Origin of the sequence: Streptomyces silvae, assembly GCF_016745505.1 — a bacterium.
GTDB lineage: Bacteria > Actinomycetota > Actinomycetes > Streptomycetales > Streptomycetaceae > Streptomyces > Streptomyces silvae.
The window spans coordinates 1-13,874 of the sequence record NZ_JAERUC010000091.1; the positions used below are offsets into that span (position 1 = coordinate 1).

Sequence of the window (13,874 nt, forward strand, 5' to 3'; positions counted from 1 at the left end):
CACGGAGCGGTCGTGGCATGGCGTGGCGTGGTGCGGACGTACGGGGGGAACTGCTGCCGGAACCTATGAGCCGTGGCCCGAGCCGCCCATGTGGCAGGCGGACATCCGCCGCTCCCCGCTGTGTGCCGCCCTCCTCTTGCGCCCCCGCCCCGGCCCGCCCGTCCGCGCCGCGCCCGGGGGCCCGCACCATGTACGCCGCCACCATGCGGCCGTACCGGGGTGTGTGCACCGGCGCCGTGTGACGCGGGCGGCGACGTCCATACGGTGACGCCCATGGAGACTTCCCGGACCCCCCAGCACGACCCCCTCGCCCCCTCCGCCCTCGCCGGCCGCACCGCCCTGGTCACCGGGGCCGCCAGCGGCATCGGACTGGCCTGCGCGGAGGCGCTCGCCGCCGCCGGGGCCCATGTGCACGTGGTGGACAAGGCGGGTGACGCCGCCAAGGCCGTGGCGGCACGCATCGGCGGAACGGCCTGGGTGGCCGACCTCTCCGTCGCCGAGGCGGTGGACGGGCTGCCCGCCGACGTGGACATCGTGGTCAACAACGCGGGCCTCCAGCACGTGGCGCCCGTGCACGAGTTCCCGCCGGACCGCTTCGCGCTGATCCACCGCGTCATGGTGGAAGCACCGTTCCGCATCTTGCGCCGTACGCTCCCCGGCATGTACGAACGCGGCTGGGGCCGCGTGGTCAACATCTCGTCCGTGCACGGGCTGCGCGCCAGCCCCTACAAGTCGGCCTACGTCTCGGCCAAGCACGCACTGGAGGGGCTCAGCAAAGTGGTCGCACTCGAAGCGGCGCCGCACGGCGTGACCAGCAACTGCGTCAGCCCCGGCTACGTCCGCACGCCCCTGGTCGAGGACCAGATCGCGGACCAGGCCCGCAGCCACGGCATCTCCGAGCAGGAGGTGGTGGGCCGGGTGCTGCTGGAACGCAGCGCCCTCAAGTCGCTGATCGAGCCCGGCGACGTCGCCGGGGCCGTCCTGTGGCTGTGCGGGCCGGGCACCGCCCACATCACCGGCAGCTCCCTCACGATGGACGGCGGCTGGACCGCCAACTGACGCCCGACCGCCCCGAAGCCGGAAGAACGATGGCCCCCCATGTCTGAACCGTCCCCGTCCGCCGCGCCCCTCCTGGGGCGCCTCCTCGACCTGCTGGCCGACGACGCCCCCGCCGAGGAGCTGGGCGCCGTCACCTCGGAGGCGCGGGCCGCCGGCGTGCCCGCGGCCGACCTGGCCGAGGTGGAGCGGGCGGCCGCCACCGCCCTGCGGATCAGGGGCGCCCTGCGCCAGCACCGGCGCAGGGAACTCCAGCTCACCGCCCTCTTCGACACGGCGGGCGACCTGGCGGCCTCCCGGGACCTGGACGACGTGCTGAAGGCGATCGTGCGGCGGGCCAGGATGCTGCTCGGCACCGACACCGCCTATCTCACGCTCCCCGACGAGGAGGCCGGGGACACCTACATGCGGGTGACCGACGGATCGGTGTCCGTGCTCTTCCAGCGGCTGCGGCTCGAACTGGGCGAGGGGCTCGGCGGTCTCGTGGCCCAGACCGCCAGCCCGTACGCGACCCCCGACTACCGCACCGACGACCGCTTCCGCCACACCCGCAACATCAACGCCGGTGTGCTGGACGAGGGGCTCGTCGCGATCCTCGGCGTCCCCCTGCTGCTCGGCTCCAGCCGGGGCGGCACGGGAAAGGTCATCGGGGTCCTCTTCGCCGCCGACCGCGCCGCCCGGGTCTTCAGCCCCGACGAGGTGGCCCTGCTCTGCTCGCTCGCCGCGCACGCCGCGATCGCGATCGACACCGCCCGCGCCCTGGACGACACCCGCACCGCCCTCGCGGAACTCGCCGGCGCCAACGAGGAGCTGGCCGAGGCCAACGCCGCCGTACGCGCGCACTCGGCCGCCATGCAGCGCGCCGAGGAGGCCCACGACCGGCTGACCGACCTGGTGCTGCGCGGCGGCGATGTGAAGGACGTCGCCGTGTCCGTCGCCGGACTCCTCGACAGCCCCCTCACCATCCACGACCCGGGCGGGCGCCCGCTGGCCGCCGTACGGCCCGACGGCACCGGTTTCGCCGCCGACAGCATGGACGCCGGCTGGCTCGCCGGGACCGCCGAGGAGTCCCGCCACGGGGCGCGCGCCGTGCACCGCGACGGCCGGTGGATCTGCGCCGTGCTCGCCGGCCAGGAACTGCTGGCCAGCCTGGTGCTGCACCGGCCGGACCGGCTCGACGACTCCGACCGGCGGCTCTTCGAACGCGCCGCCGTCGTCACCGGGCTGCTCCTGCTGCTGCGCCGCACGGTCGCCGAGACCGAGAACCGGATACGCGGCGAGCTGATCAGCGATCTGCTCGCCGACCCGGAGCGCGATCCGGCCGGTCTGGCCGAACGGGGGCGGCGGCTCGGCATCGACCTGGACCGGCCGCATCTGGTGCTGGTCGCGGAGTCGGCGGCCCGGGAGAGACTCGGCGGCGCCGCGATGCGCTATCTGTTCGGCGGCGACATCCACGGGGTGAGCGCCGAACACGCGGGCACCGTCGTGCTGCTGATCGACTGCGACGGCCAGGGCACCCCCGCGGGCGCCGCCGCCCGCGCGGCGGCCGCGCAGCTCGGCCACCTCGTCCAGGCACCCGTCACCGTCGCCGGTACGGGCCCGGCGTCCGGCGCCCGCGAACTCGCCGCCGCCCACGCGGAGGCCGCCCGCTGTCTGCGCGCCATGCGGGTGCTGGGGCGGGAGGGCGAAGGGGCCGACGTCGGCGAACTCGGCTTCCTGGGCGTCGTCCTGGGCAACGCGAAGGACGTGGACGGCTTCGTGACCGCCGTCCTGGGCCCGCTGCTGCGCTACGACGAACGGCGCGGCACCCATCTCGTACGGACGCTCCGGGCGTACTTCGGCGCGGGCGGCAGCCTGATCCGGGCCAAGGACGAGCTGCACGTCCACGTGAACACGGTGGTGCAGCGCCTGGACCGGATCCAGGTGCTGCTGGGCCGCGACTGGAACGAGCCCGACCGCGCGCTGGAGCTGCAACTGGCCCTGCGGCTGCACCTGCTGTCGGGCGGCCGGGAGAGCTGAGCACCCCGGCCGCCCGCCGTCCTCAGCCGGGCAGTGCCGCCCGCAGCAGGGCGGCGGCGACCTCGCCCGCCCCCTTCTCGCCCGTCAGCACCGTGTAGTGGTTGACGCCCTCGACGCGCACCGCCCTGACGTTCGTGCCCGGCTGCCCCGCCGCCGCCAGCCGGGACTCGTCGTACAGCCCCTGCTCCTCGTTCATCAGCCCCCGCTCGGCCCACAACAGCGTCGCGGGCCCCGGGAGTTCGCGTACGGCCGCGAGCACCTCGTCCTGGAACAGGCCGACCCCGTCCGTGCGGACCGCCTCCAGCCTGCAGCCGGAGCGCAGCGCGGGCTCCTCACCCGTCAGGTCGCGCTGGATGTACGCGTCCACCTCGGGCGACCAGGCGTCGCCGCCGAACGCGGGATGGGCCCGCCAGAACGAGCGGTAGGCGTCCCGGTCGGGGAAGGTCATCGAGAGCCGGTCCATGGCGGGCCCGATCACGGCCGTCAGCAGTTCGTCCGCCGACAGGTCCGTGGGCGCGGGGAAACCGAACCCGCCGTCCACCAGGACCGGTTCGCCGAAGCGCCCCGGGTGGCGTACGGCCGCGAGCGCCGCGACGAAGGCGCCCATCGAGTGGCCGGCCAGCACCACCCGGCCCCCGCCGAGCGCACCCGCCAGCGCGGCCGCGTCGTCCGCGTGGGCGGCGATCCCGTACGGGCCGGGCAGCCCCGCGCTGCCGGCCCGGCCCCGCAGGTCGGGGGCGACCAGCGTGACCCGGCCGGCGAGCAGGCGGGCCACCGCCGCCCAGGACAGCGCGTTGGCGGTGATGCCGTGCAGCGCCACGACCACCGGGGCGTCCGGGGCGGACGCGGGCCAGCGCAGGGCGGCCAGTTCGCCGCCGGTGACGGGGACGCGTATCTCCTCGTACGGGATCATCGGTGCTCCTCACGGGTCCTGCGCAGTCGGGACGGGAGGCGGGCCAGGCCGCCGGGCAGCAGGTGTACCACGGCCACGAACAGCACCCCGAGCAGGAACAGCGGCTGGGAGAGCGGCACGCGCAGGACCGCGGGCAGATCGGCGACCGCGCCCGATCCGGCGAGATCGCCGAGCCGGTGGTCGGCCCAGGTGTAGAGGATGCCGCCGACCATCGGACCCCAGCGGGTGCCCGAGCCGCCCAGCACCACCATGACCAGCAGCGACAGGGTGAAGTCCGAGGTGGTCGTCTGCGGTGTGGAACCGCCGGTCAGCAGCAGATGGACGAGCCCGCCGACCGCCGCCAGCGCCCCGGCCAGGACGAACGCCGTGAGCTTGAACCCGTACGGCTTCAGGCCCAGCACCTCCACCCGGCGTTCGTTCTCCTTGATGCCCTCCCAGACCCGGCCGGTGGGGGAGCGGACCGCCCGGTGGACGACGGCGAGGGTGAGGACGAGGTAGGCGAGCGCGATCCAGTACAGGTTCGCGGTGTGGTCGATGCCCACCAGCCAGGACGGCAGCAGCTCCGCCGGTGCCGCCCGGCCCTCCTCGCCGCCGGTGAGGCCGCCCGGGTTGCGGGAGACCAGGATCGAGCCGGCCTGCGCGAAGGCCAGCGTCACCATGGAGAAGCCGATGCCCGAGACCCGCAGGCTCACCGAGCCGAGCACCAGGGCGAGCAGGGCGCCGGAGCAGAGCCCGAGGACCGCGACCACGGCGAACGGCAGACCGGCCTCCAGCAGGAACATGTTCGTGGCGTAGCTGCCCGCCGCGAAGTACAGGGCGTGCCCGAAGGAGAGCAGCCCCGTGCGGCCCAGCAGCAGGTCGTAGCCGGTGGCGAGGGCCCCGAACAGCAGGCAGGTCGCCAGGAGTTGCAGGCTGCCCGGGCTGCCGACCGGGCCGTCCAGCAGCCCGGGGAGGGGCAGTGCGCTGTACGGTGCGACGGCCAGCAGGACCAGGACGGCGGCCGGCCACCAGCGCAGCAGCCGGGGCCCGCGGCGTGCGGGCGCCGTGGCGAAGGCGGGCGGTGCGGGTGCGGGTGTGGTGGCGGTGCTCACGCGAGCCTCCCGGTCAGTCCGCGCGGCCGGACGAGCAGCAGCGCGGCGAGCAGCACGACGACGGCCAGGTCGCCGAGGCCCGCTGCGGTGTAGTAGTTGGCGAACTGCTGGACCAGGCCGATGACGACGGCCGCGACGGCCGCCCCGGTCACCGAGCCCATGCCGCCCGTGACCACGACGACGAACGCGAAGATCAGCAGCGAGGTGCCCTGCCGGGGGTCGACCGAGCCGAAGTACAGCCCGCCGAGCGCCCCGCCGAGCGCGGCCGCGCAGCCGCCGATCGCGAAGACCAGCGTGAACGCCGTGCGGACGTCGATGCCGAGCGCCGTGACCATCGCCCGGTCCTCGACACCGGCCCGTACGACGAGCCCGTGCCGGGTCCGGCCCAGGAACAGGCGCAGGGCGACGAGGACGACGACCGCGGCGGCGATCAGGACGAGCCGGTTGACGGGCACGTCCGCGCCGAGCAGCCCGAAGGTGCCGGACAGGGCCTCGGGCCCGGGGAACGTCCGGGCGTCCGAGCCCCAGACGCCCGACAGCAGTGCGGGCACGGCCAGCCCCACCCCGACCGTGGCGAGCACCTGCTCCCGGGGCCGGGTGTACAGCGGCCGTACGACGACCAGTTCCAGCACGACGGCGGCCAGCGTGCCCACCGCCGTACCGAACAGGACCGCCAGGGCGAAGCCCCAGCCGCCGGGGCCGGCGCCGGGCAGATTCCCGGACGCCGCCCACCAGGTGCCGTACGCGCCGATGGAGAGCAGCGCCCCGTGGGCGAAGTTGAGCACGTCCATCAGGCCGAAGATCAGCGAGAGGCCCGAGGCGATGAGGAAGTAGAGCGCCCCCAGACCGAGTCCGGTCATGGTGAGCAGCACGAGGGTGGACATCAGGAATCCGCCTCCACGGTCAGGTCCTGTCGGGAGGTGAGCGGGCCCCGGCCCACGCCGAGCAGCCGCCGGGTGGCCTCCTCGTCACCGAGCAGCGCCGCCGCCTCGCCCTGATGGGCCGTCCGGCCGTCGGCGAGCACCGCGCAGTGCGCGGCGAGCCTGCGGACGACGGCGAGATTCTGCTCGACCAGGAGCACGGGCACCGCTTCGGCGGCCCGCTCCAGCACCTGGACGACCTCGGTGACGACCTTGGGGGCCAGACCCTTGGTGGGCTCGTCGGCGATGATCAGCCGGTTCCCGTTGAGCAGGGTGCGGCCGATGGCCACCATCTGCTGCTGGCCGCCGGAGAGCGTCCCCGCCAACTGCTTGGCCCTGCGCTTCAGTTCGGGGAAGAGCTCGTGGACCAGGCCGTACGCGGGCCCGTCCGCGCCCCGGCGCTCGGCCAGCCGCAGATTCTCGGCCACGGTGAGGTCGGCGAAGATCCCCCGGTCCTCGGGGGCGTAGCCGATGCCCCGGCGGACCAGGGTGTGGGTGGGCAGGCCCACGGTCTCCTCGCCGTCCAGGAGCACGCTGCCCGCGCGCGGGACGAGCCCCAGGACGCCGCGTACGGTCGTGGTCTTGCCGGCGCCGTTGCGGCCGAGCAGCGCGGTGACGCCCTGCGGTGCGACGTCCAGGTCGACGCCGTGCAGGATGTGCCGGCCGCCGATGAGGACCCGCAGGTCCCGTACGACGAGCAGTGCGGGCGCGGTCACAACTCCTCCCCGAGGTAGGCCTGCTGGACGACCGGATCGGCGGTCACCGCGCCCGGGGTGTCCAGGGCGAGCAGCCGGCCGTGGTGCATCACCGCCAGTCGGTCCGCGAGCCCCAGCAGGACGTCCATGTGGTGCTCGACCATGAGCACGGTGCGGCCCTCGTCGCGGTGCAGCGTCCGGATCAGCTCGGTGAGGGCCGGGACCTCCTCGGCGCTCACCCCGGCCATCGGCTCGTCGAGCAGCATGAGCCGGGGCTCGCCCACCAGCAGCACCGCCAGCTCCAGCTTGCGCTTCTCGCCGTGCGAGAGCTCGGCGGCCGTGGCCCCGGCACGGTGCCCGAGACCCGTCCGCTCCAGCACGCCGCTCACCTCGGCGGTGTACGGGGAGGCGCGCCGCCAGAGCCGGTGCGAGCCGCCCCGCACGGCCTGCGCGGCCAGCCGGACGTGCTCGGCCACGGTCATCGCCGGCCAGAGGCTGGAGGTCTGGAACGTCCGCCCGATCCCGCGACGCGCACGGGTGTGCACCGGCAGGCCGGTCAGGTCCGCGCCGTCCAGCGCGAGACTGCCCGTGGTGGCCGGGACGATCCCGCTGATCAGGTTGAACAGGGAGGTCTTTCCCGCCCCGTTGGGCCCGATGAAGGCGAGGAACTCGCCCTCCCGGACATCGAGCGTGACGTCCTCGACGATGGCCGCCCCGCCGACGCGCCACCCCAGGCCGTCCAGTCGGAGCACCGGGGCGCCCGTGCGCGCCCCCTCGTCCCGCGCGGTGGCGGTGCCGGGTACGGTCACGGGTCAGCCCGCCGAGGGCTTCGCGGGCGGGGCCACGGCGTCCATCGGCTGCGTGCTCACCAGCTCGGGCTTCGCGGCGGCTCCCGCCCCGACGAGCCTGGCCACGAACATCGGCTGCACCAGGGCGTGGTCCTCGGCGCGGACCTGCTGCTTCCCCTTCACCCCGTCGAAGCTCCAGCCCTCCAGGGCCTTCACCATGGCGGCGGTGTCGGTGGCGCTGCCCTCCTCGACGGCCCGCACGATCATCTGCGCCGCCGTGAACCCGTCGGTGCTGAACAGGTCGGGGGTGCCGCCCGCCTTCGTGACCCCGTCGATCATCGCCTTCTCCACGGCGTTGCCGCCGCCCGCGCCCGGGAAGTAGTGCGCGAGGAAGGAGACCTTCGCGCCGGCCGCCCCGAAGACCGGGTACGACGCGGTCCCGGCCAGCCCGGTGACGACCTTTCCGGCGCTCAGCACGCCCTGCTGGTCCAGCGCGGTCCACAGGGCGGGCGCGGTCGCACCGGCCCAGGCGACGAAGACCAGATCGGGGGCGCCCGCCTTGACCTGCCGGGCGAACGGCGTCAGGTCCGTGGCGCTGGGCGGGGCGAGGACGGAACCCACCGTCGCCCCCTCGGCGCCCAGGACGGCCTTGACGGCGGCGACGTTGGCCTGGCCGAAGGTGGAGTCCTGCGCGAGGACGGTGACCTTCTTGCCCTTCGGGTCCCCGAGCATGGTGCCCGCGGTGAGGATGTCCTGGTAGGACTGCCGGCCGGACCGGAAGGTGTACGTGTTGATCCCGGTCAGCGCATCGGTGGCGGCCGGCCCGTTGACGTACAGCACCTTGTTCTGCGCGGCCAGCGGGGCCATCTGGAGCGCCACCCCGGAGTCGGTGGTGCCGGCCAGCACCTTGTAGCCCTTGCCGATCAGGTTCTTCGCGGCGGAGACGGCCTTTCCGGGGTCGCCCGCGTCGTCCTGCTCGGTGACCTCGATCGGGTGGCCGCCCGCCTTGCCGGTGCCCTTCGTCGCGTGGTCGAGGCCCGCCATGAAGCCGTCGCGGTACTGCTTCCCGTACGCGGCGAGCAGTCCCGTACGGGAGTAGACGAGGCCCACCTTCACCGCCTGGTCCTCGCCCGGTCCGGCGTCGGATCCGCTGCCCGCCTGCCCGGCGGCGGTGCATCCCACCAGGAGCAGACCGGCGGCGCCGAGCGCGGTCGCGGTCAGGGTTCTTCTCTGGACGGTGCCAACGGCTCTGCGACGCATGGTGACCGGCTCCTCGGCAGGGTTCGGGTGATGTCGGCCGAACCGTACGAACACCGTGGCGCCGTCGACATGGTGCAGGGAACCCCACCTGGGCGGGTGCCGGTGTGGGCGCCGCACATGGGCACCCGGGGCCTTTCGTCCGGAGCATGCGGAAAGGCCCTACCGGCGGGTGTCCGCCGGAAGGTCGATCAGCCCGCACACCGTCTCGATGTCGCCCTTCACCTGGGCGATCGACTCCCGCCCCGACAGCCACGTGATCAGCGCGGAGTGCCAGGTGTGCTCGATGACGCGGACCACCGACAGCTGCTCCTGCGTGGGGTCCTCCACGCCCATCGCGTCCAGGACGATCGCGGTCGTCAGCCGGGACACCGCGTCCACCTCCGGGCTCACCCCACGGTCGGCGAAGGTCAGCGCCCGCACCATGGCGTCCGCCAGATGGGGTTCGCGCTGGAGCGCCCGGAAGGCGAGCATCAGGGTCGCCGCGACGCGCTCGGCGGCGTCGTCCCCGGCGGTCGGCCTCCGGCGGAGCGAGGCGTGCAGATGCTGGAGCTGGTCCTGCATGAGGGCGACCAGGAGATGGACCTTGGAGGGGAAGTAGCGGTAGAGCGTGCCCAGGGCGACGCCGGCGGCGTCGGCCACCTCGCGCATCTGCACGGCCTCGAAGCCGCCCCGCCCCGCGAGCTGGGCACCGGCCTGCAGAATGCTCCGGCGGCGGGCCTCCTGGCGTTCCGTCAGGGGAGGTGCCGCAGGCCTGGCTTCCGCTGTCATCTGTCCCCATCCAAAAAGGGAGAACCGGTTCCCTGTCCGGCCGGGCGCCTGTTTCCGGGCGCGCACAGCATGCCAGGGTGTCTGCCGTGGCGCGAATCACCTGATCCGGCCGTCACACCGACGCTACCTGCCGGTAGATTCGGTGCGGGTTGAACCAACGAGTCTGAAACTTGTTCTAGATTAGCGCGACCGGTTACGCTCCGGCGAACACGCAGTGAGAAGGGGGCCGAGTGTGACCGCTGAGGCCATAGAGACAGGCCCCTTCGCGGGCGGCGACACGTCGGGCACCGACGGTGACCGGCCGTTGCGCATCGCACTCCTGACCTACAAGGGCAATCCCTTCTGCGGCGGCCAGGGCGTCTACGTGCGCCATCTCGGCCGCGAGCTGGCCCGGCTCGGCCACAGCGTCGAAGTGATCGGCGCCCAGCCCTACCCGGTGCTCGACGAGGGCGTCCCGCTCACCGAGCTGCCGAGCCTGGACCTCTACCGCCAGCCCGACCCGTTCCGCACCCCGGGACGCGGCGAGTACCGCGACTGGATCGACGCCGCCGAGGTCGCCACCATGTGGACCGGCGGCTTCCCCGAGCCCCTCACCTTCAGCCTCCGGGCACGCCGTCACCTCCTCGCCAGGCGTGGCGACTTCGATGTCGTGCACGACAACCAGACGCTCGGCTACGGCCTGCTCGGCGACCTCGGCGCGCCCCTCGTCACCACGATCCACCACCCGATCACCGTCGACCGCAGGCTGGACCTGGACGCCGCGGGATCGATGCGCCGCCGGCTCGCCGTCCGCCGCTGGTACGGCTTCACCCGCATGCAGAAGCGCGTCGCCCGCCGGCTGCCGTCCGTCCTCACCGTCTCCGGCTCGTCGCAGCAGGAGATCGTCGAGCACCTCGGGGTGCGCCGGGACCGTATCCAGGTCGTGCACATCGGGGCCGACACCGACCTCTGGTCGCCCGACCCCTCGGTCGCCGAGGTCCCGGGCCGGATCGTCACCACTTCCAGCGCCGACGTCCCGCTCAAGGGCCTCGTCCATCTCGTGGAGGCCCTCGCCAAGCTCCGCACCGAGAACCCTGCGGCGCACCTCGTGGTCGTCGGCAAGCGGGCCGAGCGCGGCCCCGTCGCCCGCGCCATCGAGCGCTACGGGCTCCAGGACGCCGTCGAGTTCGTCAAGGGCATCAGCGACGCCGAGCTGGTCGACCTGGTCCGCGGCGCCCAGATCTCCTGCGTCCCCTCCCTGTACGAGGGCTTCTCGCTGCCCGCCGCCGAGGCCATGGCCACCGGGACCCCGCTGGTGGCCACCACCGGCGGTGCGATCCCCGAGGTCACGGGCCCGGACGGCGAGGCGTGCCTGGCCGTGCCGCCCGGCGACGCGGGCGCCCTCGCCGAGGCCCTCGGCCGGCTGCTGGGCGACGCCGAGCTGCGGGCCCGGCTCGGCGCGGCCGGCCGGGCACGGGTCCTGGCCAACTTCACCTGGGCCAGGGCCGCCGCCGGTACCGCCGAGCTGTACCGTCAGTCGATCGCCGCCCGCGGAGCGCGCCGGTGACCCCTCCCGTGGCTCCCCCGAACCCCGTGGCTCCCGCAGCCCCCGACCTCGAAGGCAGGCCCCCGTGCTGACCGTCGACTTCACCCGCTTCCCGCTCGCCGCCGGCGACCGGGTGCTCGATCTGGGCTGCGGCGCCGGCCGGCATGCCTTCGAGTGCTACCGGCGCGGCGCCCAGGTGGTGGCCCTCGACCAGAACGCCGAGGAGATCCGCGAGGTCGCGAAGTGGTTCGCCGCGATGCAGGAGGCCGGTGAGGCACCCGCGGGCGCGACCGCCACCGCGATGGAGGGCGACGCGCTCAACCTGCCGTTCCCCGACGCCTCGTTCGACGTCGTCATCATCTCCGAGGTGATGGAGCACATCCCCGACGACAAGGGCGTGCTCGCCGAGATGGTCCGCGTGCTGAAGCCCGGCGGCCGCATCGCGATCACCGTGCCCCGCTACGGCCCCGAGAAGGTCTGCTGGACGCTCTCCGACGCGTACCACGAGGTCGAGGGCGGGCACATCCGCATCTACAAGGCCGACGAGCTGCTCGGCAAGATCCGTGAGGCCGGACTCAAGCCCTACGGCACCCACCACGCGCACGCCCTGCACAGCCCCTACTGGTGGCTGAAGTGCGCGTTCGGAGTGGGCCGCGACGGCGAGGACGCAGCGCTGCCGGTGCGCGCGTACCACAAGCTGCTGGTCTGGGACATCATGAAGAAGCCCCTGGCCACCCGGGTCGCCGAGCAGCTGCTCAACCCGGTCGTCGGCAAGAGCTTCGTGGCGTACGCGACCAAGCCGCACCTGCCCAAGGCCGAGGCGTGAGCACGCCGGAGCAGACCGAACACCTCGTCCTGCCCGGCGTCCTCACCGCCGAACAGGCCGCCGAAACGGTGGCCGCGCTGCTCGCCGTGCAGCGCTCGGACGGAGCGCTGCCCTGGTTCCGCGGCCACCACCTCGACCCGTGGGACCACACCGAGGCCGCGATGGCGCTGGACGCCGCCGGTGAGCACGAGGCCGCCGCCCGCGCGTACGCATGGCTGGCCCGCCACCAGAACGAGGACGGCTCCTGGTACGCCGCGTACCACGACGGCGACCCCGGACAGCCGACCGACCTGGGGCGCGAGACCAACTTCTGCGCCTATGTGGCCGTCGGCGTCTGGCACCACTACCTCGCCACCGGTGACGACGCGTTCGTCGACCGGATGTGGCCGACGGTCTTCGCCGCGATCGAGTTCGTGCTGCGGCTCCAGCAGCCCGGCGGGCAGATCGGCTGGAAGCGCGAGGCGGACGGCACCCCGGTCAACGACGCCCTGCTGACCGGTTCCTCCTCGGTGTACCAGGCGCTGCGCTGCGCCCTGGCCCTCGCGGAACAGCGCGAGGAGGCCCAGCCGGACTGGGAGCTGGCGGCCGGAGCGCTCGGCCACGCGATCCGCAGCCACCCCGAGCGCTTCCTGGACAAGAGCCGCTACTCGATGGACTGGTACTACCCGGTCCTCGGCGGCGCGGTCACCGGCGCCGCCGCCACGCGCCGCATCGAGGAGAGCTGGGACAGCTTCGTCGTCCCCGGCCTCGGCGTGCGCTGCGTGCTCCCCAACCCCTGGGTGACGGGCGGCGAGAGCTGCGAACTGGCCCTGGCGCTCTGGGTGACGGGGGAGTCGGACCGCGCCCTGGAGATCCTCCAGTCCGTCCAGCACCTGCGGGACGAGGGCGGTCTCTACTGGACCGGGTACGTCTTCGAGGGCGAGCGGGCCATATGGCCGGAGGAACTCACCACGTGGACGGCCGGATCACTGCTGCTCGCGGTGGCCGCGCTCGGAGGGGACGAGGCGACCACCGCGGTCTTCAGCGGCGAACGGCTGCCGGCCGGGCTGGAGCCCGACTGCTGCCGGGTCGGCTAGAAGCGGCGGACCCGGCCGGCCACGGCGTGGCCGATGAACAGATAGACGACGGCGGCCAGTCCGTAGCCGGTGACGACCCGTGCCCACGCTTCGTCGAAGGTGAACAGGTCGTACGACCAGCCGGCCAGCCAGCGGGCGGAGTCCTGGACCCACTGGACCAGGTCGTTGCCCCGGTTGGCGTCGAGCAGGTACATCAGGATCCACAGAATGATGATGAACGCCATGATGTCCGCGACGACGGCTATGACACGTGCGGCGGTACTGCTTCCTGTGCCTGTTCTGGGAGACATGCTCTCCGGATTGCCGCTTTACCGAGAGTGAAACCCGTACGGCGCCCGCCGGGCGGCGGCCCGCTCCCGCACGGGTGAGCCTGGCGGCGAGTGCCGACCCACGTCACTCGATGTCCCGGGCTCGCGGGCACCACGGCGCGGTGGATGACCTGGCCCGTAACCGCGTGAACCTGAACAAAGTGATCACGCACTGGCCGGACATGCTGAAAGTCGCCGGTTCCCTGGTCACCAACCAGGTCCGCGCCCACGACCTGCTGCGCATGTTCGGACGCGACGGCCGCCCGACCCCGCTCGGGGCGGCGTTCGCGGAGTGGGGGCGGATCGCCAGGACCGAGCACCTGCTGCGCGTCGTCGACCCGGTCGACGACACCTACCCTCGGCAGATGAACCGGCAGCTCACCGTGCAGGAGTCCCGTCACAAGCCGGCCCGCGACGTGTGCCACGGCAAGCGCGGCACCATCCTCCAGGCGTACCGCGACGGGATGGAGAACCAGCTCGGCGCGCTCGGCCCCGTCCTCAACGCCATCGTGCTCTGGAGGACGAAGTACATCGACGCCACCGTCGCCCGGCTCCGCGCCGAAGGCCACGAGATCCGGGACGAGGACAACGCCCGCCTGTCCCCGCTCAAGCACCGCAACCTGAACCTG

13 protein-coding genes and 1 pseudogene are annotated in these 13,874 nt (G+C 73.5%); 6 read left to right on the forward strand and 8 right to left on the reverse strand.

Annotation, left to right across the window (positions count from 1 at the left end; translation table 11 throughout):
• Positions 1-273: 273 nt before the first annotated feature.
• Positions 274-1,059 carry a 3-hydroxybutyrate dehydrogenase gene (locus JKV81_RS14170; RefSeq protein WP_129262561.1) on the forward strand — a complete coding sequence of 262 codons (786 nt, stop codon included), beginning with the start codon at positions 274-276 and terminating at the stop codon, positions 1,057-1,059.
• Positions 1,060-1,098: 39 nt separating this feature from the next.
• A complete protein-coding gene (locus tag JKV81_RS14175) occupies positions 1,099-3,075 on the forward strand; it encodes a helix-turn-helix domain-containing protein (RefSeq protein WP_129262559.1) in 1,977 nt (658 codons plus the stop codon).
• A 22-nt stretch (positions 3,076-3,097) separates the two neighbouring features.
• On the opposite strand, the gene JKV81_RS14180 is transcribed toward JKV81_RS14175, so the two are convergent.
• From JKV81_RS14180 to JKV81_RS14210, 7 genes are all read right to left on the reverse strand, one after another.
• A complete protein-coding gene (locus tag JKV81_RS14180; RefSeq protein WP_202076207.1) occupies positions 3,098-3,988 on the reverse strand; it encodes an alpha/beta fold hydrolase in 891 nt (296 codons plus the stop codon).
• Positions 3,985-5,079, reverse strand: coding sequence for a branched-chain amino acid ABC transporter permease (locus JKV81_RS14185; protein WP_202076208.1), 1,095 nt, complete (start codon positions 5,077-5,079; stop codon positions 3,985-3,987). Before JKV81_RS14185 ends, JKV81_RS14180 begins: the two co-directional genes overlap by 4 nt.
• On the reverse strand, positions 5,076-5,963 hold the full coding sequence (locus JKV81_RS14190) for a branched-chain amino acid ABC transporter permease (RefSeq protein ID WP_099172347.1): 888 nt from the start codon (positions 5,961-5,963) through the stop codon (positions 5,076-5,078). The genes JKV81_RS14185 and JKV81_RS14190 overlap by 4 nt, the downstream gene beginning before the upstream one ends.
• Positions 5,963-6,715, reverse strand: coding sequence for an ABC transporter ATP-binding protein (locus JKV81_RS14195; protein ID WP_129262553.1), 753 nt, complete (start codon positions 6,713-6,715; stop codon positions 5,963-5,965). Before JKV81_RS14195 ends, JKV81_RS14190 begins: the two co-directional genes overlap by 1 nt.
• On the reverse strand, positions 6,712-7,503 hold the full coding sequence (locus tag JKV81_RS14200; protein ID WP_202076209.1) for an ABC transporter ATP-binding protein: 792 nt from the start codon (positions 7,501-7,503) through the stop codon (positions 6,712-6,714). Before JKV81_RS14200 ends, JKV81_RS14195 begins: the two co-directional genes overlap by 4 nt.
• A 3-nt stretch (positions 7,504-7,506) precedes the next feature.
• The gene (locus tag JKV81_RS14205) at positions 7,507-8,742 is read right to left on the reverse strand and encodes a substrate-binding domain-containing protein (protein WP_202076210.1); all 1,236 of its coding nucleotides are present in this window, start codon (positions 8,740-8,742) and stop codon (positions 7,507-7,509) included.
• Between the two features lie 159 nt (positions 8,743-8,901).
• The gene (locus JKV81_RS14210; RefSeq protein ID WP_099172344.1) at positions 8,902-9,510 is read right to left on the reverse strand and encodes a TetR family transcriptional regulator; all 609 of its coding nucleotides are present in this window, start codon (positions 9,508-9,510) and stop codon (positions 8,902-8,904) included.
• Between the two features lie 232 nt (positions 9,511-9,742).
• Between JKV81_RS14210 and JKV81_RS14215 the strand changes: the two genes are divergently transcribed.
• The 3 genes from JKV81_RS14215 to JKV81_RS14225 all read left to right on the forward strand — a co-directional run bounded on the left by JKV81_RS14215 (position 9,743) and on the right by JKV81_RS14225 (position 12,937).
• The gene (locus JKV81_RS14215; RefSeq protein ID WP_129262546.1) at positions 9,743-11,056 is read left to right on the forward strand and encodes a glycosyltransferase family 4 protein; all 1,314 of its coding nucleotides are present in this window, start codon (positions 9,743-9,745) and stop codon (positions 11,054-11,056) included.
• Positions 11,057-11,120: 64 nt separating this feature from the next.
• Complete coding sequence (locus tag JKV81_RS14220) at positions 11,121-11,861, forward strand: class I SAM-dependent methyltransferase (RefSeq protein WP_124276732.1); 741 nt, start codon at positions 11,121-11,123, stop codon at positions 11,859-11,861.
• Positions 11,858-12,937, forward strand: a complete 1,080-nt coding sequence (locus JKV81_RS14225) for a glucosidase family protein (RefSeq protein ID WP_202076211.1) — start codon at positions 11,858-11,860, stop codon at positions 12,935-12,937. The genes JKV81_RS14220 and JKV81_RS14225 overlap by 4 nt, the downstream gene beginning before the upstream one ends.
• Here JKV81_RS14225 and JKV81_RS14230 read toward each other — a convergent pair.
• A complete protein-coding gene (locus tag JKV81_RS14230) occupies positions 12,934-13,227 on the reverse strand; it encodes a hypothetical protein (RefSeq protein ID WP_099172340.1) in 294 nt (97 codons plus the stop codon). The genes JKV81_RS14225 and JKV81_RS14230 overlap by 4 nt on opposite strands.
• Positions 13,228-13,352: 125 nt before the next feature.
• On the opposite strand from JKV81_RS14230, the pseudogene JKV81_RS14235 reads away from it, so the two are divergent.
• Positions 13,353-13,874: pseudogene (locus JKV81_RS14235) on the forward strand (Tn3 family transposase); the annotation flags it as partial.